Here is a 23811-nt window from a genome sequence, read left to right as displayed (position 1 = left end):
GGAAACCCCGATCGCAACCACGCAAAAAAGCCAGCCCAAGGCTGGCTTTCGGGGTGCCCGGCTACCGCCGCTTACTTCATGCGGTAGGTGATGCGGCCCTTGGTCAGATCGTACGGCGTCATTTCAACCTTGACGCGGTCGCCGGTAAGGATGCGGATGTAGTTCTTGCGCATGCGGCCGGAAATGTGGGCGATGATCTCGTGCCCGTTTTCCAGTCGAACGCGGAAAGTGGTGTTCGGCAGCGTCTCGCTGACGGTGCCCTCGAACTCGATGGAGTCGTCTTTCGACATGTAATCCTGTGCGGTTCTGCGGATGGCCTTTCCAGGCCCGGAAGCCGAGCATTTTACCCCGCGCCGCGGAATCATGCAAAGTTTGCGTTAAACCGTGGTTGAGGCCGCCAATACCGAGGCCGGCCAATGGCCGAAACGCCGCGTCCAGCTGCCAACCGGCTCCGTTTCCGCGTCCTGGACCAGCGCCCGCACCCGGACCAGGAAGGCATCGCGCGGCAGGTGCGTGGCCCCCATGCGCAGCAGGTGCGGGTTCTCGACCTGGGCGTCGATCAGCGGCCAGCCCCAACCGCACAGGGTGCGTGCCAACGCGGTCAGCGCCACCTTGGAGCCGCCGCTGCGCCCGCTGAACATGCTTTCGCCGAAGAACATCCGGCCGATGGCCACGCCATAGATGCCGCCGACCAGCTGCGTGCCGTCGAACACCTCCACCGAATGCGCGTAGCCGAGCCGATGCAGTTCCCCATAGGCGCGATGCATGCCGGTGGTGATCCAGGTGCCGTCCTGGCCCGGACGCGGTGCGTTGGCGCAGGCCTGCATCACCGCGGCGAACGCGGTGTCGGCGGTGACCGTCCAGGCGCTCGAACGCAATGCGCGGCGGAAGCGCGAGGACAGGCGCACGCCATCGGTGCGGAACACCATGCGCGGATCCGGCGACCACCACAGGAGCGGCTGCCCTTCGGAGAACCACGGGAAGATGCCGCCGGCATAGGCGTTGAGCAGCCGCACCGGGGACAGGTCGCCGCCGACGGCCAGCAGGCCGTCGGGCTCGCCCAGCGCCAGTTCCGCAGGCGGGAAGGGCGCATCGGCGTCGGGCGGCAACAGGAAGGGCGGGCGACTCATCTGCCGCATTGTAGGCGCGGGGCCTGTACCTGCACCCATATCCGGGACAGCAGGAACGCTCCATGCGCGGCAAGCCCGGTATCTACTGCTTGAAGGGCGAGTGCGCCGCCAGCTGTCTTGCATAGCGCGCCACATCCCGCTGCTCCCGATCGCACCACTCATCCAGCGCACGGCGGAACTGCGGATCGGCGATCCAGTGTCGACTGCGTACCTGCACCGGCAGGAACCCGCGCGCCAGCTTGTGCTCGCCCTGCGCGCCCGGCTCGAAACGCTGCAGTCCCTCGCGCAGGCAGTAATCGATGCCCTGGTAGTAGCAGGTCTCGAAGTGCAGGCCGGGCAGGGCGGCACCGCCCCAGTAGCGGCCGAACAGCGTGTCGCCACCACGCAGGCACAGCGCGCCCGCGATCGGCACGTCATCGCGCCAGGCAAGGAAAAGCACCAGCTGCCGCGGCAGGGCATTGGCCAGATGGCGCAGGAACGGCAGGGTCAGGGCCGGCGCGTTGCCATATCCGGCGAAGGTCTGCAGGTAGAAATCGTGCATGGCGCGCAGGTCATCATCGCTGGCCTCATCACCATGGACGACGCGGAAGCCGATGCCGGCGCGGCTGATCTTCGCGCGTTCCTGGCGGATGTTCTTGCGGCGCTTGTGATCCATCGCGCCGAGGAAATCCTCGAAATCCCCCCAGCCAGGCTGGCGGTGCCACTGGAACTGCACGTCCACGCGCCGCAGCCAGTCCGCGTCGAACGCCTCATCCTCGGCTTCGGAATGGAAGTTGACGTGGGCCGAGGACAGCCCCGCGTCCCGCGCATGTCCGACGATGGCCTGCAGCAGCAGGCGCCGGTCCGCGTCGTCGCGTGCCAGCAGGCGCGGACCGGTGACCGGCGAATAGGGAACGGCGCCCAGCCACTTCGGGAAGTAGTCCAGTCCATGCCGCGCATACGCGTTCGCCCAGGCATGATCGAACACGAACTCGCCGTGTGAATTCTCCTTCAGGTATCCGGGCACCGCGCCGACCAGCGCATCGCCACGCCACAGGGCCAGGTGCTGCGGTCGCCAGCCCCATTCCGGGCGCAGGCAGCCATGCTGTTCCAGCCCAGCGAGGAAGGCGTGGCTGACGAAGGGATTGCCGCCATCATGCAGGGCGTCCCATTGCGCAGCCGGAACCTCGTCCAGGCACTGCAGGACGCGCAGTTCCGGGCGTCGGCTCATGGGTGCAACCCAAGCACGTCGATGGCAGGCGGGTTGAACAGCCGCAGGGGCAGCCCGGTTTCGCCGACACCGGCGGTGGTGAAAACGCGTACCGGGCCACAATCGCCCTGCATCACCTGTTCGCCACGATCGAAGCCGTGGACGGTGGGGATGACCTTGCGGTAGAGCCATGGAATGCGGATCTGCCCCCCATGCGTATGTCCGGCAAGCACCAGCGTGACGTCGCCAAGGCAGCCCTGCATGGCACTGTCGGGATTGTGGGCGACAAGGATGGTTGGTTTGCGGGGCACAAGCCCGGGACGCAGGAACGCGGCGTCATCCTTGTGCGCCCAGCGATCTCCCAGGCCGGCCCAGTGCGTGCCGTACATGTCGACGATGCGCCGCCCTTCGATCACCTGCACGCCGTGCATGGCGAGCGCGTTACGCAGTCGCCTGTCGATATCAGGGCCAGGCTGTTGCTGGTCGTGGTTGCCCAACACCGCGTACGCCGGCGCGCGCAGGCCAGCCAGCGGCGCGAACAATTCCAGCAGCGAGGCATCCCGTGGTTCGTAGGCCAGGTCGCCCGCGATCACCACCGCATGGACATCCTGCGCGTTGATGCGCTCCACCAGCCGCTCGAGAAAGCGCCGGTCCTTGTAGACCCCCAGATGAAGGTCGCTGACCAAGGCGACTCGGGTGGCGGTGCCTGTACCCTCGAGCTCGGTATATTTCACGAGGATCAACTGCGGCTCGATGAACCGCGCCCAGATGAACACGCCACAGCCCAGCAGGAACAGGGCCAGCAGCCAACGCTGGCGGCCGGCGCGCCAGCGCCACAGCAGCCAGATCATGGCCGGGAAGACCAGCCAGCTGCCATGGAAGAGCAACTGCTTGATCAGCACCTTGTCCATGTCCGGCTGCCGGGCGGAGCGGGATCAGGCGCTCTTTTCGTCCAGGAAACGCTCGGCGTCCAGCGCGGCCATGCAGCCGAAACCGGCCGAGGTGATCGCCTGGCGGTAGTGCTGGTCGGCGACGTCGCCGGCGGCGAACACCCCCTCGACCGAGGTCATGGTGGCGTTGCCGCCCAGGCCCGAGCGGATCTCCAGGTAGCCGTTGTTCATCGCCAGCTGGCCCTTGAACAGGTCGGTATTGGGCTGGTGGCCGATGGCGACGAAGAAGCCGTGCGCGGCGATGTCGCGGGTGCTGCCGTCCTGGGTGGACTTCACCCGCACGCCGGTCACGCCCATCTCGTTGCCCAGCACTTCGTCGACCTGGTGATGCCACACGGTCTCGATCTTGCCGGCGGCGACCTTGGCGAACAGCTTGTCCTGCATGATCTTTTCCGCCTTGAGCGTGTCGCGGCGGTGCACCAGGTAGACCTTGCGGGCGATGTTGGACAGGTACAGCGCCTCTTCCACGGCAGTGTTGCCGCCGCCGACCACGACCACGTCCTGGTCCTTGTAGAAGAAGCCGTCGCAGGTGGCGCAGGCCGACACGCCGCGGCCCTTGAAGGTTTCCTCGGAGGGAATGCCCAGGTACTTGGCGGTGGCGCCGGTGGCGACGATCAGCGCGTCGCAGGTGTACTCGGCGCCATCGCCGATGAGCTTGAACGGGCGCTGCGACAGGTCGGCAGTATGGATGTGGTCGAATACCACTTCGGTGTCGAAGCGCTCGGCATGGGCCTGCATGCGCACCATCAGGTCCGGCCCCATCAGGCCATGGGCGTCGCCCGGCCAGTTGTCCACTTCGGTGGTGGTCATCAGCTGGCCACCCTGCTGCAGGCCGGTGATCACGACCGGCTTGAGATTGGCGCGCGCGGCGTACACCGCGGCGGTCCAGCCGGCGGGGCCGGAGCCGAGGATGACGAGCTTCTGGTGGCGGGTGGGCAGGGACGGGGCGCTGGAAGTGCTCATGTATACTCGCGGAAAGTCGGGGTTGGCGGCGCGATCGCGGTACATGGCGACCGTCCGGGCAGGTCATAGAGTGGAGACCGGGCTCCGGTGAATCAAGGCGCAGGAATGGAACTGCGCGACCCGCAGGACCGCTCCCGCCCCGGCCGCAGAGCGGCCCGGGCTTTCCGCATGGCTCTCCGATGTCTTTGTGCTCCCGCTGTCGCCGTGCCCCCGGAACAGGCGGATGAAACGGCGCCGCCTGTCGTTTAATATCAATCACTAACCGTGCATTTCTAAGGTCTGGTCCAAGGTGGCGAAACAGGTCCCGGAACGTGACAAAGGCGCTGGCGCCAGCGGCAACGCGCGCAGGCAGGCGGCCGCCTCGGACAATCCGCGCCGCAACAAGCTGTGGCGCGATCTGGCGCTGATCGCGATCGCGCCGGCGCTGCTCTACCTGCTGGCGAGTCTGTTCACCTATTCGCCGGCCGACCCCGGCTGGTCGCAGGCCGGTTCGGTGGTCGCGCCCATCCACAACATGGGCGGCCGGGTAGGGGCGTGGATCGCCGACGTGCTGCGCCAGCTGTTCGGCTACGTGGCCTATCTGATTCCGCTGATGCTGGCGGCCGTCGCCTGGATCGCCATGTTCGGGCTCAACCGCGAGGACCGCGGCCAGGATGATCTCGGCCCGGCACTGCGGCTGGTCGGCATCGTCGGCTTCCTGATCGGCGCCACTGGCTTCCTCTACCTGCGCCTGCCGCCGGGCGACGTCGCCCGCGCCGGCGGCGGTCTGGGCGTGCTGGTCGGCAAATCGCTGCAGAGCGGCTTCGGCCCGGTCGGCAGCAACCTGTTCCTGCTGGTGCTGCTGCTGACCTCGATCACCCTGGCCACGGGGCTGTCGTGGTTCCTGGTGATGGAAAAGATCGGCAAGTGGGTGCTGGCGCTGGGCCCGCTGCTGGACAAGAAGAAGGAACAGGCCAGCGAGTGGCAGCAGACCCGTGTGCTGCGCGAGGAACGCGAGGAAGTGCGCAAGGTCGACGCCGAGGTACGCGCCAGACGCGAGCCGGTGAAGATCGAGCCGCGCCCGGCACCGGTGATCGAGAAGAGCGAACGCGCCAAGCGCGAGACGCAGATCCCGATGTTTCAGGGCGTCAACGGCGATGGCTCGGACCTGCCGCCGCTGGCGTTGCTGGATGACCCCAAACCGCAGCCCAAGGGCTACGACGAACAGACGCTGGAAACACTGTCCCGGCAGATCGAATTCAAGCTCAAGGATTTCCGCATCGACGCGCAGGTGGTCGGCGCCTATCCCGGCCCGGTCATCACCCGCTTCGAGATCGAGCCGGCGCCGGGCATCAAGGTCAGCCAGATCAGTTCGCTGGACAAGGACATCGCCCGCGGCCTGTCGGTGAAGTCGGTGCGCGTCGTCGACGTGATCCCGGGCAAGTCGGTGGTCGGGCTGGAGATCCCCAACGTCACCCGCGAGATGATCTTCCTGTCCGAGCTGCTGCGCTCGAAGGAATACGACAAATCGGCCAGCGTGCTGACCCTGGCGCTGGGCAAGGACATCGCCGGCCGCCCGACCGTGGCCGACCTGGCGCGCATGCCGCACCTGCTGGTGGCGGGCACCACCGGCTCAGGCAAGTCGGTGGCGGTCAACGCCATGGTGCTGAGCCTGCTGTACAAGGCCAGCCCGAAAGACCTGCGCATGCTGATGATCGACCCGAAGATGCTGGAACTCAGTGTCTACCAGGGCATCCCGCACCTGCTGGCGCCGGTGGTCACCGACATGAAGGAGGCCGCCAACGGCCTGCGCTGGTGCGTGGCCGAAATGGAGCGCCGCTACAAGCTGATGAGCGCGGTGGGCGTGCGCAACCTGGCCGGCTTCAACAAGAAGATCAAGGACGCCATCGACGCCGGCCAGCCGCTGATGGACCCGCTGTTCAAACCGAACCCGGAAATGGGCGAGGCGCCGCGCCCGCTGGAGCCGCTGCCGTTCATCGTCATCTTCATCGACGAATTCGCCGACATGATGATGATCGTCGGCAAAAAGGTCGAAGAGCTGATCGCGCGCCTGGCGCAGAAGGCGCGGGCGGCCGGCATCCACCTGATCCTGGCTACGCAGCGTCCTTCGGTGGACGTGATCACCGGCCTGATCAAGGCCAACATCCCGACCCGCATCGCCTTCCAGGTGTCGAGCAAGATCGACTCGCGCACCATCCTCGACCAGTCCGGCGCCGAAGCGCTGCTGGGCAACGGCGACATGCTGTACCTGCCGCCGGGTACGGCGATGCCCGACCGCGTGCACGGCGCCTTCGTCTCCGACGAGGAAGTGCACCGCGTGGTCGAGCACCTCAAGGCCAGCGGCCCGGCGGACTACATCGAAGGCGTTCTGGACGAAGTGCAGACCATGGGCGACGGCGTGGTGGTCGGCGCCACCGGCCTGCCCGAATCCAGCGGCGGTGGCGACGAGTCCGACCCGCTGTACGACGAGGCGCTGCGCATCGTCACCGAGACCCGCCGCGCCTCGATCTCCGGCGTGCAGCGCCGGTTGAAGATCGGCTACAACCGCGCCGCGCGCCTGATCGAGGCCATGGAAGCGGCCGGCGTGGTCAGTGCGCCGGAGCACAACGGCGACCGCAGCGTGCTGGCACCGCCACCGCCCAAGTGAGGGCAGGGGCGGCCGTCGAGAACGATTGCCGCCCATTCAGTTCCATCCGGGCAGACTCTGCCCATTCCTCCGTCCACCGATGACTATCGCCATGAACGCCTTCCTGCGCCCCACGTTGATCGCCGTGACCCTGGCCGCCGCCGGCTTCGCCGCCACCGCGCATGCGGGCGCGCGCGACGACCTGAAGACCTTCACCAACGGCCTGCGCGGCCTGGATGGTCAGTTCAGCCAGCAGGTGTTCGATGCCAAAGGCAAGCTCAAGGAGTCGTCCAGCGGCCGCGTGGCACTGTCGGCGCCGCGCCTGTTCCGCTGGGAATACACCCGCCCGCATCCGCAGCTGATCGTGGCCGACGGCAGCAAGGTCTGGGTCTACGAGCCCGATCTGGAACAGGCCACGGTGCGCGGCCAGGGCGAGGAAGAACAGAACAGCCCGCTGACGGCGCTGATCAACCCGGCGCAATTGGAGCGCCAGTACGATGTCAGCGAAGAAGCGGCACCGCGCGATGGCATGCAGTGGCTGTCGCTGAGCCCCAAGCGCGAGACCGACGCCAGCTTCCAGTACGCCGCGCTCGGCTTCGGCCAGGGCGGACTGGGACGCATGGAAGTCGTCGATGCGGTGGGGCAGCGCACCGTGATCGAGTTCAGCGGCTGGAAGAAGAACCCGTCCTTCGCCGCCGGTACCTTCCGTTTCACGCCGCCGAAAGACGTGGACGTCATCGGCGAGCGCTGACACTCCGCGCAGTACCGGCTGCCGGCCAACATTTCGTATATCCCAACATCCCGGGGTAGCGCTTGTCAGCGCTACCGGATGGAAGAGCCACGCTAGAATGCAGGCGTGGCCAGATCCAGAAACACGTTCTCCGATCCTCCTGCCGACCTGCTGAGCGCAGACCGGGAAGGCATGCGTCCGCTCGCCGAACGCATGCGCCCACGCACGCTCGATGAGATGGTCGGGCAGAAGCGCCTGCTGGCGCCCAATACCGCACTGCGCCGCGCCATCGAATCCGGTCGCGTCCACTCCATGGTGCTGTGGGGGCCGCCCGGTTGCGGCAAGACCACCCTGGCGCTGTTGCTGGCGCGCTATGCCGATGCCGAGTTCCGCGCGATCTCGGCGGTGCTGTCGGGCCTGCCGGAAGTGCGGCAGGTGCTGGCCGAGGCCGCGCAGCGCTTCGCCGAAGGCCGGCGCACCGTGCTGTTCGTCGACGAGGTGCACCGCTTCAACAAGTCGCAGCAGGATGCATTCCTGCCGCACATCGAACGCGGCACCATCATCTTCGTCGGCGCCACCACCGAGAACCCGTCCTTCGAGCTGAACTCGGCGCTGCTGTCGCGCTGCCGCGTGCACGTGCTTGAAGCGGTATCGCCCGAAGACGTGGCCGAAGCCCTGCAGCGTGCGCTGGACGACAAGGAGCGCGGTCTCGGCGACGAAGCCATCCGTGTCTCGCACGAATCGCTGCTGGAAATCGCCCGCGCCGCCGATGGCGATGTGCGCCGCGCCCTGACCCTGCTGGAGATCGCCGCGGAACTGGCGATGGGCGAGGGCGGGCAGATCACGCCGGAAACCCTGCTGCAGGTGCTGGCCGACCGCACGCGACGCTTCGACAAGGGCGGCGAGCAGTTCTACGACCAGATATCGGCGCTGCACAAATCGGTACGCAGCTCCAACCCGGACGGCGCGATCTACTGGCTGGCGCGCATGCTCGACGGCGGCTGCGACCCGTCCTATCTCCTGCGCCGGCTGACCATCATGGCGGTGGAGGACGTGGGCCTGGCCGACCCGCGCGCCCTGGAAATGGCGATCAACGTCTGGAACGCCTACGACCGCATCGGCGCGCCGGAAGGCAACATCGCCCTGTCCAACCTGGTCGTCTATCTGGCCAGCACTGCCAAGTCGAATGCCGCCTATTCCGCGCTGAACGCCGCCCGCGCCGATGTCACCGGGCTCGGTTCGCTGCCGGTGCCGATGCACCTGCGCAACGCGCCGACACGGCTGATGAAAACCCTCGGCTATGGCAAGGGCTACCAGTACGACCACGATGCCGAAGGCGGCATCGCCCTCGACCAGACAGCGTTCCCCGACGAAATGGGCGAACGCGTGTACTACCGGCCGGTCGAACGCGGACTGGAAATCAAGCTCAAGGAAAAACTCGACCGCCTGCGCGTGGCGCGCGAACAGGCGAGGGCGGGCGGCAAGCCGCAGGACTGAACAATCGTGTCCCGGACCACGACCTTCCGCGATATTCCATGACAGCAACAGGAGACATCCGCCGATGTGGCTTTCCTTTGTGGCGATAGGCGTCGGAGCAGCGATCGGGGCATGGCTGCGGTTCGGCCTGAGCGTCTGGTTGAACCCGATCCATCCCACCGTTCCGCTGGGCACGCTGGCGGCCAATCTGCTCGGTGGCTACGTCATCGGCCTGGCGCTGGCCTGGTTCGCGGTGCGGCCGGACATCGCGCCGCAGTGGCGTCTTTTCATCGTGACCGGCCTGCTCGGTGGTCTGACCACGTTCTCCACCTTCTCGGCCGAAGTGGTGCAGTTGTTCCTGCGCCAGCAACTGGGCTGGGCTTTGGCGACGATCGGCCTGCATCTGGCCGGTTCGCTGTCGATGACGGCGCTGGGCTGGACCACCTGGCGGATGCTGCGCCCCTTGGCGTGAGCCGGCTTTCCAACGCATGATCCGCTTTCCATTTGGAACGATTGAAAGACGACATGCCGGTAGAGCAGGGCGGAGTGAACGAGCCAACAGCAGCAATAGCGGCAACGACCATCATCGGCGCTGACGTCGGCGGGACCTACGCCCGACTGGGCTGGACCACACTGCGAGCGGGCGAACCGATCCGGGTTAACGATTTCCGCCGCTATGCCTGCGCCGACCACCCGAGCCTGGCGGCGATCCTGCGCGACTACGCCGCGCACCTGAGCGACAACCCGGCCATTCCGCCGGTCGACCGCGCGGTGGTGGCCATCGCCGGGCTGCTGGACGGCGACCGCCTGCTCAACACCAACCTGGCCTGGCAGGTTTCGCTGGCCGGGACCCGCCGCGAAGCCGGGCTGGGCGAACTGGAACTGATCAACGACTTCGTGGCCGTGGCCCAGGCCATTCCCCATGTCGAACGGGAAGCCCTGCACCTGCTCTCGGGCGATGCCGATCATCGCCCTCACGGCCCGGCACTGGTACTGGGGCCGGGTACCGGACTGGGTGTGGCGGTGCGCCTGGAGAGCAGCCGGCCGCCGGTGCTGGCCAGCGAGGGCGGTCACGCTTCGCTGACCGCCGGCAACGCGCTGGAACTGGACGTGCTGCGCCTGCTGCTGCAGCGCCATGGGCATGTCGACAGCGAACGCATCCTGTCCGGCCCCGGGCTGATGACGCTCTACGCCTGCCTGTGCGAGCGCGAAGGCGCGACGCCGCGCTGGGAAACGCCCGCCGCGCTGGTGGATGCGGCACGCAATGGAAACGACCCGCTCGCGCTGACCAGCACCCGCGCATTCTGCGCCTGGCTGGGCAGCGTCGCCGGCGACCTGGCGCTCACTTTCGGCGCCAGGTCTGTCTACCTCACCGGCGGCATCACCGGGCATCTCGCCGACTGGCTGCACGAAGGCGATTTCCAGCAGCGCTTCCTTGCCAAGGGCGTGCTGTCGTCCGCCCTGCAGCAGGTGCCCGTATGGCGCATCGACGATGGCGAACTTGGCGTACTCGGTGCCCTTGCCTGGCATGCAGACGATGCCTGCCGCCCCACCACAACCGGAGAAACCCGATGAGCACACGCAGGCAGTTCCTGCAGACGTCCCTGCTGCTGGCTGCGGCCGGCGCCGCGCCGCGCATGCTGGCATCGCCGCCTGCCGCCAACGGCGCACGGGTGATGTCGACCTGGGATTTCGGCGTCGGCGCCAACCAGGCGGCATGGAAGGTGCTGGCCGCCGGCGGCAGTGCCCTGGACGCGGTGGAGGCGGGTGCCCGCTGGGCGGAAAGCGACCTGTGCAACCCCACCGTGGGCCACTGCGGCAACCCGGACCGCGATGGCGTGCTCACCCTGGACTCCAGCATCATGGATGGCGACGGCCGCTGCGGATCGGTCGCGGCCCTGAGCGACATCCTGCATCCGGTGTCGGTCGCGCGCCGGGTGATGGAACAGACGCCGCACGTGATGCTGGTGGGCGAGGGCGCCCAGCAGTTCGCCGTGCAGCAGGGTTTCGAGCGCCGCAGGCTGTTGACGCCGGAAGCCGAAAACGCATGGCGCGAATGGCTCAAGACCGAGCACTACGCACCGCAGATCAATGCCGAGCGGCGCGGTCGCCCCGGCGACAAGGACAACCACGACACCCTGGGCATCCTCGCCATCGACGCGAAGGGGCACATGGCCGGCGCATGCACCACCAGCGGCATGGCCTTCAAGATGCATGGCCGCGTCGGCGACAGCCCGATCATCGGCGCCGGCCTGTATGTCGACAACGAAGTCGGCGCGGCCACGGCCTCGGGCATGGGCGAGGAAATGATCCGCAACGCCGCATCCTTCCTGGTGGTGGAACTGATGCGCCAGGGACGCTCGCCCGCAGATGCCTGTCGCGAAGCCATCGAGCGGGTAGTGCACAAGCGCCCCGAAGCCAGCCGCACCCTGCAGGTGTGCTTCCTCGCGATGAACAGGAACGGCGAGGTCGGCGCCTACGCGCTGCATCGCGGCTTCGTCTATGCGGTATGCGATTCCCGCAAACAGGACGCGCTGCTGGATTCCACCTCCATTTATACCAGCGAGCAGACATGAGCCGCCGCCTGCTGGAGATCGCCAGCAATTCCGTCGCATCGGCGCTGGCCGCGCAGGCTGGCGGCGCCGACCGGATCGAATTGTTCGACAACCTGGCGCAGGGCGGCACCACGCCATCGCGCGGCAACGTCGCCGTGGCCCGCGACCGCCTGCGGATTCCACTGTTCGTCTTGATCCGCCCGCGCCCGGGCGACTTCCATTACGACGCGCAGGAAACCGAGATCATGCTGCGCGACATCGAAAGCTGCCGGCAACTGGGATGCGACGGCGTGGTGATCGGCGCGCTGACCGAGGACGGAGACGTGGACAGCACGCTATGCCGCGAACTCGTCGCGGCCGCCGGACCGCTCGGCATCACCTTCCATCGCGCCTTCGACGCAGCACGCGATCTGCCGGCAGCCATGGAGCAGGTCATCGATCTGGGCTGCCATCGCATCCTCAGCTCCGGCGGGGCCGCCAGCGCGATAGCCGGCAGTCACACATTGCGGCAACTGGCTGCGCAGGCAGGCGACCGCATCCGTCTGATGGCCGGCGCCGGTCTGGATGCAGGCAACATCGCCGATGTCGCCATCCAGAGCGGCTGCAGCGAACTGCACGCCTCGGCCAAGGCATCCCGCACATCATCCATGCGTCACCACAACCCGGCGCTTATCGGCCTGGAAAACGATTGGGTGCAGTCCGATGCGGGGCTGGTGAGCGCGCTGCGGCGAGCGCTGGATCAGGCTGGGTGATCAACCAATGTGCCCGAGTGGCGTGTGACGCCCATCTTGGAATTTTACATAATATACATTATGCGAAAAAGCCAAGGCATCGCTACTGCGCCCGCAGGCCACCATGCTGGCCTGCCGGCAAACCCTGCCCGAACAGCTGCGCCCGCGACCACGCGCGGCATGTACTGGACAACCACGTAGATCTACACGGGCCATGGGCCGGCTGGCGGCTCGCCGGCCGTGACCTTGTGGCTCCCAGCGGCGAACGCATCCCCGAACGCCGCTTGCGCGGCCTGATGTGGCGTGCGGACGCCACTGACCTACGGGACGCCACCCGCGCCCGGAACGCTGCCAGAAAAGCCCGTCAGCAGTCGATGGTCAAGGTTGTCGTCGTGGACCTGGGCGACTGGCGCGAACGCCACTTCGGAACGCGCGCCGGGTAACGGCGCCACCGCAGGGGCACAGCCCCTGCACCCCGATCACTTGCAGGCGCTGTATACGGCGTTATCCATCGCGCGCGAAACCGCGAACGAGCGACGGTGGCCGGCCGCGTTGTAGACCGCATCGCGCGAACGCTTAGCACTCTCACAGCCATAACTCGACGTGGTTGAGATAGAACCAGAGCGTGCCGGAACAAACGCGCCTACGCCGCGACCACCACCCCGGATGCCAGCCATATATGGCCCTCGCGCAGCGTCAGCCGCTCGGCGCGCATCGACCTCGCGCTGCATCTGCGCCAGGCGCGCCCGGAGGTACGGGTTGTCCTGATCCGGCACTGCATCCCATGCCTTGACCGCCGGGGCGTTCGCACACGGATGCGATTGGTACGAATCCGGCTTGCCCTTTTCCACGCACTTGAAAACCTGCTGTGCAAGGCAATTTTGGGAAATTGTGAATGAAACCAAAACGAACCATGAACGCCAGATAAATGGCACGATTCTTGCCTTATCGTATTTCATCCTGAAATCTGCTAGGCGAGCAGCTCCTATGCTGCAAGTCAGGGTAGCAGAACCGTGGCGATCGACGCCAGCAGGGTCAGATGCCCCACGTAATAGCCATAGAACGCCCAGCGCGTGCGCGGGACGTTGACGCTGGCCAACGCAAGGCCCAGCACAGGAAGGGCCAACAGCGCCCAGCCATTGCCGTTCCATGCGCAGAGTGCAGCCATTGCCAAGGCGATCAGCGCGCCCCGCTCTACAGTCGGCCGCAGCAAGAACCACCAGCCGGCAAGCACTGATCTACCTGCCCACCGGCAATGCCACCCCGGACTTCTGGGCTGGCTCGCGCACCGAACTTGACGACAAATACAGCGCGGCGGTCGTGGCCGTGGAAGCCACGACCGGGCGGGTGCGCTGGCTTTACCAGATGACCCACCACGACCTCTGGGATTTCGACATTCCCGCCCAGCCGGCCCTGCAGGATCTACCGGATGGCAAGGGCGGGATAGTTCCGGCGCTGGTGCAGGTGACCAAGCAGGGCATGATCTTCGTGCTCAACCGCCAGACCGGCAAGCCGCTGTTCGAGGTTGAAGAGCGGCCGGTTCCACAGGGCAACGTGCCCGGTGAGCGTTATTCGGCGACCCAGCCCTTTTCGACCGGCCTGCCCAACATCGGCAACCAGACCCTGGTCGAGTCGGACATGTGGGGTGCGACCCTGCTGGACCAACTGCTGTGCAGAATCGAGTTCAGCAAGATGCGGCACCAGGGCATCTACACCCCGCCGGGCACCGACCGCGCGTTGCAATACCCCGGCTCGCTGGGTGGCATGAACTGGGGAGGTGTGTCGATAGATCCGACCACCCACTACCTGTTCGTCAACGACATGCGCATCGGTCTGGCCAACTACATGATCCCGCGCAAGGAGATGCCAGCCGACGCAAGTGGCATCGAAATGGGCGCCGTTCCACAGGAGGGAACGCCGTTCGGGGCCATGCGCGAGCGCTTCATGTCGCCGCTGGGTGTGCCCTGCCAGAAGCCGCCGTTCGGCACGATGAGCGCCATCGACCTGATCAGCGGCGAACTCAAGTGGCAGGTCCCGGTCGGCACGGTCCGCGACACAGGGCCGCTGGGCATCAAGATGCTGCTGCCGATGCCGGTCGGCATGCCGACGCTCGGCGGGTCGCTGGCGACACAGTCGGGTCTGCTGTTCTTCTCCGGTAGCCAGGACTATTACCTGCGTGCCTATGACAGCGGCAGCGGTCGTGAGCTGTGGAAGGCCAGGCTGCCGGTGGGCAGCCAATCGGGTCCGATGACTTTCGTCTCGCCCAAGACCGGGCGTCAGTACGTCGTCGTCACCGCCGGCGGCGCCCGTGTCTCTCCCGACCGCGGCGACTACGTCATCGCCTATGCGCTGCCCGACGCGCCGTAGACGCGCCTTGGACAGAGGATTACTCATGCGAAGCGACGGGCATGCATCGGCAAGGCGACGGGCTTCGACCGGTTGCCAAATGCCTGCGGCGGTCGTCGCATGCTCGATGGCGCTGGCACTGCCAGGCATTGCCCTGGCAGAGTCGCTCGCCGATGACTGGCTCCAGCGCGACACCCTGAGCGGAGACTGGCACGGGCTGAGAAGCCGCGCGGGCGTAGCTGGCGTGACCCTCAACGCCAGCTACGTGGGCGAGGCCGCCGGCAGCCTTTCCGGCAGCGATCGGCGCACTGCCCGTTATACGCAGCAGGTCGAGGCCGAGGCACTGCTGGACATGGAGCGACTGGCCGGCATCCGTGATGCCCGTGTCCAGGTCACGCTCAACTATCGGTACGGCCGGAGCCTGAGCGGCGAGGTCCTGCACAACCAGTTTGCGGTGCAGGAACTGTATTCCACTGCCCAGATCGTCCGCCTAAGCCAACTCAACTGGCTGCAGGATTTTGCCGACGGCCGTGTCACCGTCCAACTGGGCTGGTCGCCGTTGGGGAACGATCTGGCTCGGCTGCCAGCCTTCTGCAAGTTCCAGAACGTGGTGATCTGTGGCCACGCCAACGCCATGACCGTGAACAGCGGCGCGATCAACGGCCCGGTCAGCCAATGGGGCGCGCGTTTCAAGGTCTGGCCGACGCCGCAGTTCTATATCAACGCCGGCATCTACCGGAACAATCCCGATGGCGGCACCGACGACGGGTTCGACCTCTCGCTGGACCATGACGGGAGCTTCTATCCCGTCGAACTCGGCTGGGAGCGCCGGGAAGGTGCGCCGCGCGGTTCGATCGCCTTCGGCGCTTACTACAACACCGCCGACACGCCGGATCTTTATTACGACGTCAACCGCGATCCCGCCGGCCTCACCGGCCTGCCGATGCTGCAGCACGGTGGCCGACATGGTGGCTACGTCATGGGCCGGCAGGTGATTTACCAGCCCGAACCCGGCAACGCGGCGCGCGCGCTCTCGGTGGGTGGCATCGCCGGTGTCGGCGACAGCGCCACCGCGCGCTTCCGTCGCTTTGCGATCCTAGGCGCTCTCTACCAAGGTCCACTGGCCTCGCGGCCGGACGATTTTGCCTCCTTCATGGTGGCGTGGTCGCCCACCAATCCCCGCCTCAGCCAGTTCCAGAGCGACCGCAACCTGGCCTTGCCCGGGACGGTCCCCGTGCAGCGCTGGGAGACCGTGCTCGAGCTCGATTACGGGATCCAGGCCACGCCGTGGCTGATCCTGCAGCCGAACCTGCAATACATCGTGCAGCCTGGTGGCAACGACACTAGGAAGAATGCTTTCGCGCTGGGTCTGCACGTCGCCGTCAAGCTTTAGCCAAAACGAACCAAAGGAGACGACGCAGTTAAACCGCGTAACTGCGTCGTCTCCTTTCTTCGGCGCGACGCTGATAGGCCAGATCGAAGTCTGATCCCCGGTACGCACGATCCTGGAACCGCGGAGCACGAGGCGTGCCGATCTCATCATCGTCGGCACCAGCCAAACGTAAGGGGTCTGCACGCCTTCTCGTCGGTAGCATTGCCGGCGACGTCATCCGCGACACGCAACACGACATCCCGATTGTGCCGTGGCCTGATCGCGGCTCAATCCATCTTGCGACGTCCACCGTTGATTAACGGAGTGTGGAGCGTTGGTGGCAAAAAAACGCATGGGATGTGGAGACGCACGAACTACACACGCTCGCGTGGTGGCACCGTCAACATTCGGACGATGAAAGCACGGAACATTCCAGCCTGTATTGACGCAGAAAAGCCGCCGTGGACTCGTCACTGACCTGCCCGCCATTGCCGATCAGCTCACTCCAGATCAGCAATGCAAATATACGGAATGACATGCGAATCGTCATCCACCCCATCTAGAATTGGAAACGCTCTAAGGTACGCTTTGGGTCGCAAGCCGTCTCTTAAGCGCGACTGTGTTCGGCCCGAGGCGGACCTTGATCAGTCCAGAACCGCCCACTCCTTCCGTCCACACGATGGTTCCAGCTACGGGCCTTGATGGGTTGTTTTGATTGTCGTGCGCTTGCGGAACACGTCCCGCAAACCGGACGCCGTGCTCGGTGGCCGAAATCGAGTCGATCATCTGCGGGAACGCTTCCGAGGTGAGCTTTGGCAAGGAGTAATCCGGATGGATGAACAGCGTGGCATTTGCCCCTTGCCGCACCGCTAGGATTATTGATCTCCAACTTCTAGAACCACCGGAGCAGCCTTCATCGAGCGTAACCAAGGCGATGTAACGTACTTCGGGATCTCTCTTCCAGCGTGCAATGTTGTTTGGATTGAACGAGACGTTGCAGCCGATCGAGCTCGCATACGAACTCACAATGTCAGGCAGGCGCTCGACCACTCTCGCCTCGATGACCTCCCACTCACTAAGTTCGTGAGCTGTCTGTGCCCATCCAAGCAGCGGGCTGCAAAGTGGAGACATGAGAACGATGTGGCGAATTCGCATTTCCGCTCCCGATATCTCAAAAGCCAAGCATGTTCTCGGCGGCCCCAAAGGCCACTATGAGTTTGGCCTCCGTGATCGTGTTTACGTCTACTCACGGCCAAAAGCTGCCCTTCCCTACCCCCCGATAAATCTTCCTAATCCCCTACCCCGCCGATGCTCGCTACAGGCCAGGAACAGTCATGGCTCGCTTTCTGATTGAACGCTCGCCTACTAAATTGTAAAAAGTAGGCTCTTCGCAACTTCACTGATGGTGGCACCGTGATCCAAGACCGGATCGAGAAACTGAGGTTCATCGCCGAAGAGATGCAGATCGCCTTTCATCTGGCGGCGAATCTCGCCGATCCGTTTTTTGCGCGTACCATCGCGCGACATATCCTGGTCAGGGCCGAGAATTTCATCGCACATGCGCGGGGTCTTCGTCGTCCACTTCGCGACTCGGGCTTTGACACAAACGCGTTCCACACGACCAAAGAGGCCTACGCCACCGAGTTTGAAGAATATTTATTTGAAGAATATTTAAAGGTCGCGCGGCACAAGATTGGCGCCCATGTACAAGACTTCGATTTTGGCAAACGCATCGAGCTCTGGAACGACATCGAGATTGTTAAGCTCACCTACTTTGTCGACGGCGCGCAGGAAATCTATGAGTGTCTCGCGGCGCTCACGGTGCCCGGTTACGTTCCTTATGCCGTCCCGGCTGAGCTTTCTGATCCGAAGATTGTCGAGATCCTTCATCAAATCCAGCGCTCGCTCGATGCCCGCACCTGGATCGAAATGGGGATGGACTCGCTTGCGATGGCGCGCGACAACACTTCCGCCGTCCTTAACGCGACACCCGTTCATGCTCGCGCCGGTCAATTGGCCCTGATCCGCCGTTGGATCGCGCTACAGCTGGAACTTCGCGGCAAACTCGCCGCGTATCCCGCGATCGCGCGCCTTTTCAAAGAACGCATCGTTACCGACATCGTCAGCTTCTGCGACTGCCTCGTCACGCGCCCGGTCGCAGCCGACGCCTTGCAGGCCATGGACGGGCTGAACAAACTTGTGCAGGCAGAAAACCAGTCATCAGCAGCGATTGATGATTTTGTCTCCGCATCGCATTTTGAAACCGATCTCGCAGCCACCCGCAGGGTTCGCGATAAGATCGGCGCTCATCTTGAAATCGATGAGGCGGAAACGCTTCCCATGCTTCTCGCCGAACTCAACGCCTTCGATCTCGACAAGGCGCTCGCGTTTTACGCTCGGGTCGCCGTAGCCTTCAACAAACAGTGCGTCGCTGTTTTCTTTCTGCGTATGTACGCCGCCGACGGCGCCCGGCTCTACGGCGTGACCATGGGTCATTCGGCAGTGAAGCCCTTTGCGGGAGTCGCCGAGCCAGCCCTCTCTGCACCGCCCGCGGTACCACTCATCGACGACGAGCAGGAATACGCCAAGAATCTGACGCGCTGACTCGACGGCGATGAAAACCAGAAGGGAACTGCACGCGATTTCTTCTGTAAAGCGTTCATGGGCTCCGAAAGCGTCGAAGACATCAAGGAGACGGAGCACTTCGGCAGCAGCACACGCTATCACTCACACCAGTTCCGCAAGGCGCATCAATTCCTTCTCGACGCCTTGAATGATGGCCTGTCCGATTTTGACCTCAAGGGTGTTCTCGATCTTGTTATGTCATGCCGAGGAGGCGCGCCATATCAATTGGCGGAGGTGCTCGTCCGCTACGCGCCACACGCAACCGTCTTTCGGCAATACCTGATCTGCCACGTCCTCGGCGAAATTGGTAGCGGACCGCACGAGAGCGTCTCCGACTTCCTCGACGCGCAAGCCCACTCGCCAAACTGGGTGGTTCGCTTCGAAGCGATGGTGGCGCACTATAAATCGTTCATCAAGAACGAAGGGGTCTTTCGTACCAGCCACAAAGGCCAGACAAAGGCCGAGCACGATGCGCTCGTCGCATCCATGACCCAAGCCATGTCACCGGATAAGCGGCTTATTTGCTTTCTCGGCTTCGCCAGCGTTCACACTGGGCCTCTCGCGGGTGTGTTCACGACCCCGTTTCGCAGTAACTACACGGCCCTCCAGACCAAGCTTGAGATGCTCATCCTGCCGCTTTTGAACGACGACGCCGCCAATTCCAAAGCGGCCATACTCAAACAACTCATTCAGATCCACGACTACATGGGGGTGAGCGTTCATATCGCGATCAATCTCAATGGCGGCGAAAGCCATCCGCTCTACGCGGAATTGGTCGATGCCTGCTGTCGAGGAACCATTATTGCGGCCTCCAACAATCAAGCGAGCCGTCATCTCGCCATGAGCTATGTTCTGAAGAAGGATCATCTCCTCGCTTTCGAGATCGCCGGGCCGCTTGCCGACCGCAATCCAGATTGGATCGAGGTGCAAATCCTTGTCGCCCAAATTCTCGGTGAAATAGTTGGAGCAGAAGCTGAGGCCCGCGAGCGTGTGAGCAGCATCCGAAGCGCTTACAAGCTCTCAGCGATGCAGGAGGCTGCGCTTACGACGGTGGAGACGGAAGTTCAGAGCCGTCGGACAAGTCAGGAGGAATAGTTTCGTTCCAATATGACGACCAACCTTCAAATACTGGCAGCCTCGGCAGCTGCTCGGAGACTGACGTCGCCGATGACCAATACTTGTGCAGCGTCAGACCGTTATCTTCGCTGGTAAAAGCGCTACGTGGCCTGCTCGCCGGCTGGGCAACGATAGGCATCCCGCGCCGGCTCGTAGATGAAGTCCCGCTTGTCGAAGCGACCCTCGGCCTTGCTGTTCGAGGTCAGTGGCTTGAGCACGAGCGGGATGATGCCGTTCTGCTCGCAAGCCAGGATCTGATGAGCGTTGTAGTAGCCGCGATCGGCCAGCGCGGTCAGGTGGTCGGCGCCTAGCGCGGCTTTGGCCTTGAGCGCCATAGGCGCAAGCTGCGTCCGATCGTGTCCGATGTTGGTGACTTCGTGGGCCACGATCAGGTGATGCTCGGCATCGACTGCGGCCTGCAGGTTGTAGCCCACCGTTCCCGTGGCACGACCTGTCCAGGTCATGGAACGCGCATCCGGATCGGTCAGCGAGATCTGGCTGTCGGGTGCTTCCTGCAGCCCCCGTTCGATACAGTCCAGCGCCACCATCTGCTCGCGCAGCTTGGCCGGCTTGTCGAGCAGCTGCGGCGTACGTGCCTCGGGCAGCAGCACCGGATCGCAATCGGCAGGGTCCAGCTCGGCCAGATAACGGGCCATGCTCTCGTCGAGCTGGCTACGCCGCGCCTTGATCTTGCCGACAGTGAAGTTGCGATCGCGGCTGTTGACCACCTTGAAATTGCTGCCATCGATGCTTCGGTCGGGAGCTGCCATGCCCTACCCCCGATAAACACCCCTAATCCGCTACTTCGCTCTGCCCTCCCGATACACGACAGGCGGATGGCAATACACCCTTGCAAGCGATCCCCTGCCCGGCCACGTCATGACTTCCATCCGTAATCTCCTCGCGTTGTTGGCATTCCTTCCCGCCGCATTCCTGTCTGCCCAGGCATGGTGCGCAACGCCGGCGACACGCATCGAAGATCGTGCCGCCGAGATCGCATATCTCAATATCGCCATGCAGCGCGACCTGCTCATCCATTTCCAGAGATCAGGCCTGCCCGGCGCGCGGCAGGTCGAAACCTTACTGCTGCGGGACGTCCCCACGCAGTCTGGCATGGCCTATCCCAAGTACTACGCATGGGCCCGTGTGTCTGGCCATGGCGGCGCACCTCTGCTGCAACAAGGCGTGGTGCGACTGGCTGAAGTCGATCACAGGCGCTTCGAGATCACTCATTTCATCACGGCGCAGCGGATCCGCTCCGAGGGGAGCGCAGTGATCGCCCCCATCATTCCGGAGCCACTCCACGAACGGGTCCGGGCGCTGGCGAACGAGGTATTACCTTGATGCCCTTCCCCGCCATTCTGCTCGCGGCAGTGATCGCGCCACCGCAGGGTTCATGCACGAGCGGCCAGCCAACCCTGGTCGATGAGTTCGCCCAGACCATTGTGGTGGTGGCGCGCGTGCTTTCCGTGCGTGATGTACAGGACGATCCGGAAGACCCAATCGGCATCAGCGCCACGCTCTATACGGTCGATGTGTCCGAGAGGCTGCACGGCCGGGCGGCTCCTACCCTGGTTCTGCGCTCGGAGAACACCTCCAGCCGCTTTCCGATGGAACGCCACCGGCACTACCTACTGTTCATCCGCCGGGCCCGCGATGGAGCGCTGTACGTCGACCCCTGCGGCCATTCGGATGAACTGCCACAGGCACGCGCCACATTGGCAGCACTCCGCCAGATACCGGCGAGTCCAGCAAGGCAGCCATGACGGCGCCGCTGGAAAGCACTGAATGCCTCCTGCACATCCATGCGCAATCCGTACCACTCAAGACCATATCCCTGAAATCCGTCCGGCCAGGCAGCGACCGCCTGGTCGCGCGCACTCCCACCGTTTCAGGTAGTTGCAGCGCATGGGTTGATCACCATGGCCACATGGGTTGTTCGATGCTTCCCATGGTCAGGCCTGTCGAAGGCACCCTTCCCGCAGACGAAGCGATCTTGCCGGTAGAAATCTTAGATTGCCCCGGATCGCGATGCCCTCCCGATGACGGCAGGACATTGCGACCCGAGCCAGCCATGGCAGTCCCTGCGCCAGCCTTCTCCTCAGCCGGACAAGGTCGCGTTGTCGATGACGAAGCGGTACTTCACGTCGCCAGCCAACATGCGCTCGTAGGCGGCATTGATGCCGTCGGCAGCGATCAGCTCGATGTCGGCCACGATGCCGTGCTGGGCGCAGAAGTCGAGCATTTCCTGGGTCTCGGGAATTCCGCCGATCATCGAGCCGGCCAGGGTGCGTCGCTGGGTGATCAGGTTGAATACGTTCGGCGAGGGGTGCGGCGTGGCCGGAGCGCCGACCAGCACCATGGCGCCATCGCGGCGCAGCAGCGCGAGGAAAGCATCCAGGTCGTGCGGTGCGGCCACGGTATTGACGATCAGGTCGAAGCTGCCAACGTGCGCTGCCATCGCCTCATGGTCGCGCGAGACCACCACCTCGTCGGCGCCCAACGCCAGCGCGGCTTCGCGCTTGGATTCGGAAGTGGTGAAGGCGACCACGCGCGCGCCCAGCGCATGGGCAAGCTTGATGCCCATGTGACCGAGCCCGCCGATGCCGACCACGCCGACCTTGCGACCGGGCCCCGCTTGCCAATGGCGCAGTGGCGACCAGGTGGTGATGCCGGCGCACAGCAGTGGCGCTACAGCCGCCAGCTGCCCTTCGGGATGACGGATACGCAGCACGTAGCGCTGGTGGACGACGATGCGCTGCGAATAGCCGCCCAGCGTCCAGCCCGGGGCATCGGCCGTCGGTCCGTTGTAGGTGCCGACCATGCCATGGCAATAGTTCTCCAGGCCGCTGTCGCAGTCCCCGCAGTGCCGGCAGCTGTCGACGATGCAGCCCACGCCGACCAGGTCCCCCGTGGAGAAGCCGGTCACCTCACCACCTACGGCAGAGACACGCCCGACGATTTCGTGGCCGGGTACGCAAGGGAAATGAGTGCCCTGCCATTCTGCGCGCACCTGGTGCAGATCCGAGTGGCAGATGCCGCAATAGGCAATGTCGATCTGGACGTCATATGGCCCCGCCGCACGCCGGGTGATGTCCAGCTGCTCCAGAGGGCGGTCGCCGGCATGGGCGCCATAGGCTTTGACGAACTGGGTCATGTCTGCAGCATCCAAGTGGAAGATGGGGGCATTCTGCGCTCCCTGCGTCACGATTGTCAGTCGATGAATTCTTTCCGGTTGACCCTGCTTCCCTGAAGCGATCGGCGAGCCCGGAATTTCAAATTTCTTCTGGCCGGCACCCAGCTCCTGCCACCGCCACCCGCTTGTTGACCGTGTCCCGGATGGTGCGCTCGACCGCCTCCTATCGCCCTTGCTCGCGCCAGACTTCCTGGATGCATGCGGCCTGCCGCGCCTGCTTTGCCATGCAGGTAGATGTCTCTTCAAGAGGCACTGCTTCGATTCCTGCAAGCCGGACAGACATATGCTGCGGCCCTCGCGACGTGACATCGAAGTCGCCGGTGCGCGACGGCTGGATCAACCGATGTCACGACGAGGGGGGATGTCCGTTCGCCGCGCGCGTCACGCATCGACCGTCCGCTTTCCCCACTACCTCGACAGCGACAAACATATAGGTCGCATGCAATGCGCCCCCCAGACGACTCCACCTGGATCTCCATCGCCGCGCCCATCTACTGGATGGTCCTCAATGGGAGGAGAGCGCCCTTCACTGATGGCACGGGCTGCATGGCACTGGGTGCGTTCGCTGCATCGTTGGTCCAGACGCTCCAGCGATCCATCGCCATATTCCTGTCCAGGTGCAAACATCCGCGATCATCGGCATGCGTCGTGGACCCGGTTGTCCCAGTAGCTGGACAGCGCGAATCCCCGCTTCAGCCCCGCCCTGCGATAGGCCGCATCCCTGCCCTCCTTGGCCTTGGTACAGGCATCAGCCCTGGTGCGGCGGCCATTCCGGCCGGAACCCACCCCCGGATGGCCGCCCCGCC

General features: G+C 64.7%; 23 protein-coding genes. 13 read left to right on the top strand and 10 right to left on the bottom strand.

Annotation, left to right across the window (positions count from 1 at the left end; translation table 11 throughout):
* Positions 1-71: 71 nt before the first annotated feature.
* The 5 genes from infA to trxB all read right to left on the bottom strand — a co-directional run bounded on the left by infA (position 72) and on the right by trxB (position 4232).
* On the bottom strand, positions 72-290 hold the full coding sequence (gene infA / locus AC1DGW_RS15725; RefSeq protein ID WP_005409596.1) for a translation initiation factor IF-1: 219 nt from the start codon (positions 288-290) through the stop codon (positions 72-74).
* Between the two features lie 87 nt (positions 291-377).
* A complete protein-coding gene (gene aat, locus AC1DGW_RS15720; protein WP_478024792.1) occupies positions 378-1130 on the bottom strand; it encodes a leucyl/phenylalanyl-tRNA--protein transferase in 753 nt (250 codons plus the stop codon).
* Positions 1131-1212: 82 nt separating this feature from the next.
* Positions 1213-2340: a GNAT family N-acetyltransferase gene (locus AC1DGW_RS15715; RefSeq protein ID WP_478024790.1), complete on the bottom strand. Its 1128-nt coding sequence runs from the start codon at positions 2338-2340 to the stop codon at positions 1213-1215.
* On the bottom strand, positions 2337-3230 hold the full coding sequence (locus tag AC1DGW_RS15710) for a metallophosphoesterase (RefSeq protein ID WP_478024788.1): 894 nt from the start codon (positions 3228-3230) through the stop codon (positions 2337-2339). Before AC1DGW_RS15710 ends, AC1DGW_RS15715 begins: the two co-directional genes overlap by 4 nt.
* Positions 3231-3254: 24 nt before the next feature.
* Positions 3255-4232 (bottom strand): thioredoxin-disulfide reductase, encoded by a 978-nt coding sequence (gene trxB / locus AC1DGW_RS15705; RefSeq protein WP_478024785.1) that lies wholly within the window; start codon positions 4230-4232, stop codon positions 3255-3257.
* 289 nt (positions 4233-4521) lie between these two features.
* On the opposite strand from trxB, the gene AC1DGW_RS15700 reads away from it, so the two are divergent.
* The 7 genes from AC1DGW_RS15700 (at position 4522) to AC1DGW_RS15670 (ending at position 12371) form a co-directional block, all read left to right on the top strand.
* Entirely contained in the window at positions 4522-6879 is a 2358-nt protein-coding gene (locus AC1DGW_RS15700) for a DNA translocase FtsK (protein ID WP_478024783.1), read from the top strand.
* A gap of 91 nt (positions 6880-6970) precedes the next feature.
* Positions 6971-7609: an outer membrane lipoprotein periplasmic chaperone LolA gene (lolA, locus tag AC1DGW_RS15695; RefSeq protein WP_478024781.1), complete on the top strand. Its 639-nt coding sequence runs from the start codon at positions 6971-6973 to the stop codon at positions 7607-7609.
* Between the two features lie 171 nt (positions 7610-7780).
* Positions 7781-9085, top strand: coding sequence for a replication-associated recombination protein A (locus AC1DGW_RS15690; protein WP_478024946.1), 1305 nt, complete (start codon positions 7781-7783; stop codon positions 9083-9085).
* 64 nt (positions 9086-9149) lie between these two features.
* Entirely contained in the window at positions 9150-9536 is a 387-nt protein-coding gene (crcB, locus tag AC1DGW_RS15685; RefSeq protein ID WP_055769149.1) for a fluoride efflux transporter CrcB, read from the top strand.
* A gap of 74 nt (positions 9537-9610) precedes the next feature.
* Positions 9611-10639, top strand: a complete 1029-nt coding sequence (locus AC1DGW_RS15680) for a glucokinase (RefSeq protein WP_478024779.1) — start codon at positions 9611-9613, stop codon at positions 10637-10639.
* A complete protein-coding gene (locus AC1DGW_RS15675; protein ID WP_478024777.1) occupies positions 10636-11640 on the top strand; it encodes a glycosylasparaginase in 1005 nt (334 codons plus the stop codon). The genes AC1DGW_RS15680 and AC1DGW_RS15675 overlap by 4 nt, the downstream gene beginning before the upstream one ends.
* A complete protein-coding gene (locus AC1DGW_RS15670) occupies positions 11637-12371 on the top strand; it encodes a copper homeostasis protein CutC (RefSeq protein WP_478024775.1) in 735 nt (244 codons plus the stop codon). The genes AC1DGW_RS15675 and AC1DGW_RS15670 overlap by 4 nt, the downstream gene beginning before the upstream one ends.
* A gap of 458 nt (positions 12372-12829) precedes the next feature.
* Here AC1DGW_RS15670 and AC1DGW_RS15665 read toward each other — a convergent pair whose 3' ends face one another.
* Both AC1DGW_RS15665 and AC1DGW_RS15660 read right to left on the bottom strand, forming a co-directional pair.
* A complete protein-coding gene (locus AC1DGW_RS15665; RefSeq protein ID WP_478024773.1) occupies positions 12830-13309 on the bottom strand; it encodes a DUF4124 domain-containing protein in 480 nt (159 codons plus the stop codon).
* A gap of 38 nt (positions 13310-13347) precedes the next feature.
* Positions 13348-13518: a TraX family protein gene (locus AC1DGW_RS15660; RefSeq protein ID WP_478024771.1), complete on the bottom strand. Its 171-nt coding sequence runs from the start codon at positions 13516-13518 to the stop codon at positions 13348-13350.
* On the opposite strand from AC1DGW_RS15660, the gene AC1DGW_RS15655 reads away from it, so the two are divergent.
* Both AC1DGW_RS15655 and AC1DGW_RS15650 read left to right on the top strand, forming a co-directional pair.
* Complete coding sequence (locus AC1DGW_RS15655) at positions 13518-14717, top strand: PQQ-binding-like beta-propeller repeat protein (protein WP_478024769.1); 1200 nt, start codon at positions 13518-13520, stop codon at positions 14715-14717. The two genes, AC1DGW_RS15660 and AC1DGW_RS15655, sit on opposite strands and share 1 nt — an antisense overlap.
* 106 nt (positions 14718-14823) lie before the next feature.
* Entirely contained in the window at positions 14824-16089 is a 1266-nt protein-coding gene (locus AC1DGW_RS15650) for a carbohydrate porin (protein WP_478024767.1), read from the top strand.
* Between the two features lie 555 nt (positions 16090-16644).
* Here AC1DGW_RS15650 and AC1DGW_RS15645 read toward each other — a convergent pair.
* A complete protein-coding gene (locus tag AC1DGW_RS15645; RefSeq protein ID WP_478024765.1) occupies positions 16645-17223 on the bottom strand; it encodes a hypothetical protein in 579 nt (192 codons plus the stop codon).
* Positions 17224-17481: 258 nt separating this feature from the next.
* On the opposite strand from AC1DGW_RS15645, the gene AC1DGW_RS15640 reads away from it, so the two are divergent.
* Entirely contained in the window at positions 17482-18672 is a 1191-nt protein-coding gene (locus AC1DGW_RS15640) for a hypothetical protein (RefSeq protein ID WP_478024763.1), read from the top strand.
* Between the two features lie 57 nt (positions 18673-18729).
* Positions 18730-19788, top strand: coding sequence for a hypothetical protein (locus AC1DGW_RS15635; RefSeq protein WP_478024761.1), 1059 nt, complete (start codon positions 18730-18732; stop codon positions 19786-19788).
* A gap of 122 nt (positions 19789-19910) precedes the next feature.
* On the opposite strand, the gene AC1DGW_RS15630 is transcribed toward AC1DGW_RS15635, so the two are convergent.
* Entirely contained in the window at positions 19911-20579 is a 669-nt protein-coding gene (locus AC1DGW_RS15630) for a transposase (RefSeq protein ID WP_478024759.1), read from the bottom strand.
* Between the two features lie 109 nt (positions 20580-20688).
* Between AC1DGW_RS15630 and AC1DGW_RS15625 the strand changes: the two genes are divergently transcribed.
* Positions 20689-21153 (top strand): hypothetical protein, encoded by a 465-nt coding sequence (locus tag AC1DGW_RS15625; protein WP_478024757.1) that lies wholly within the window; start codon positions 20689-20691, stop codon positions 21151-21153.
* Positions 21153-21575, top strand: coding sequence for a hypothetical protein (locus AC1DGW_RS15620; protein ID WP_478024755.1), 423 nt, complete (start codon positions 21153-21155; stop codon positions 21573-21575). The genes AC1DGW_RS15625 and AC1DGW_RS15620 overlap by 1 nt, the downstream gene beginning before the upstream one ends.
* Before the next feature lie 335 nt (positions 21576-21910).
* On the opposite strand, the gene AC1DGW_RS15615 is transcribed toward AC1DGW_RS15620, so the two are convergent.
* On the bottom strand, positions 21911-22966 hold the full coding sequence (locus AC1DGW_RS15615; RefSeq protein WP_478024753.1) for an NAD(P)-dependent alcohol dehydrogenase: 1056 nt from the start codon (positions 22964-22966) through the stop codon (positions 21911-21913).
* Between the last annotated feature and the right edge of the window lie 845 nt (positions 22967-23811).

The organism is Stenotrophomonas sp. 05N423 (assembly GCF_056397145.1).
This window is presented reverse-complemented; position numbering and strand designations above follow the sequence as displayed.

Bases quoted from the DNA above. Each gene is read 5' to 3' on its own strand.
- infA (WP_005409596.1), bottom strand. From the start codon at position 290: ATGTCGAAAGACGACTCCATCGAGTTCGAGGGCACCGTCAGCGAGACG.
- aat (WP_478024792.1), bottom strand. From the start codon at position 1,130: ATGAGTCGCCCGCCCTTCCTGTTGCCGCCCGACGCCGATGCGCCCTTC.
- AC1DGW_RS15715 (WP_478024790.1), bottom strand. From the start codon at position 2,340: ATGAGCCGACGCCCGGAACTGCGCGTCCTGCAGTGCCTGGACGAGGTT.
- AC1DGW_RS15710 (WP_478024788.1), bottom strand. From the start codon at position 3,230: ATGGACAAGGTGCTGATCAAGCAGTTGCTCTTCCATGGCAGCTGGCTG.
- trxB (WP_478024785.1), bottom strand. From the start codon at position 4,232: ATGAGCACTTCCAGCGCCCCGTCCCTGCCCACCCGCCACCAGAAGCTC.
- lolA (WP_478024781.1), top strand. From the start codon at position 6,971: ATGAACGCCTTCCTGCGCCCCACGTTGATCGCCGTGACCCTGGCCGCC.
- AC1DGW_RS15690 (WP_478024946.1), top strand. From the start codon at position 7,781: ATGCGTCCGCTCGCCGAACGCATGCGCCCACGCACGCTCGATGAGATG.
- crcB (WP_055769149.1), top strand. From the start codon at position 9,150: ATGTGGCTTTCCTTTGTGGCGATAGGCGTCGGAGCAGCGATCGGGGCA.
- AC1DGW_RS15675 (WP_478024777.1), top strand. From the start codon at position 10,636: ATGAGCACACGCAGGCAGTTCCTGCAGACGTCCCTGCTGCTGGCTGCG.
- AC1DGW_RS15670 (WP_478024775.1), top strand. From the start codon at position 11,637: ATGAGCCGCCGCCTGCTGGAGATCGCCAGCAATTCCGTCGCATCGGCG.
- AC1DGW_RS15665 (WP_478024773.1), bottom strand. From the start codon at position 13,309: ATGAAATACGATAAGGCAAGAATCGTGCCATTTATCTGGCGTTCATGG.
- AC1DGW_RS15660 (WP_478024771.1), bottom strand. From the start codon at position 13,518: ATGGCTGCACTCTGCGCATGGAACGGCAATGGCTGGGCGCTGTTGGCC.
- AC1DGW_RS15650 (WP_478024767.1), top strand. From the start codon at position 14,824: ATGGCGCTGGCACTGCCAGGCATTGCCCTGGCAGAGTCGCTCGCCGAT.
- AC1DGW_RS15645 (WP_478024765.1), bottom strand. From the start codon at position 17,223: ATGCGAATTCGCCACATCGTTCTCATGTCTCCACTTTGCAGCCCGCTG.
- AC1DGW_RS15635 (WP_478024761.1), top strand. From the start codon at position 18,730: ATGGGCTCCGAAAGCGTCGAAGACATCAAGGAGACGGAGCACTTCGGC.
- AC1DGW_RS15630 (WP_478024759.1), bottom strand. From the start codon at position 20,579: ATGGCAGCTCCCGACCGAAGCATCGATGGCAGCAATTTCAAGGTGGTC.
- AC1DGW_RS15625 (WP_478024757.1), top strand. From the start codon at position 20,689: ATGACTTCCATCCGTAATCTCCTCGCGTTGTTGGCATTCCTTCCCGCC.
- AC1DGW_RS15620 (WP_478024755.1), top strand. From the start codon at position 21,153: ATGCCCTTCCCCGCCATTCTGCTCGCGGCAGTGATCGCGCCACCGCAG.
- AC1DGW_RS15615 (WP_478024753.1), bottom strand. From the start codon at position 22,966: ATGACCCAGTTCGTCAAAGCCTATGGCGCCCATGCCGGCGACCGCCCT.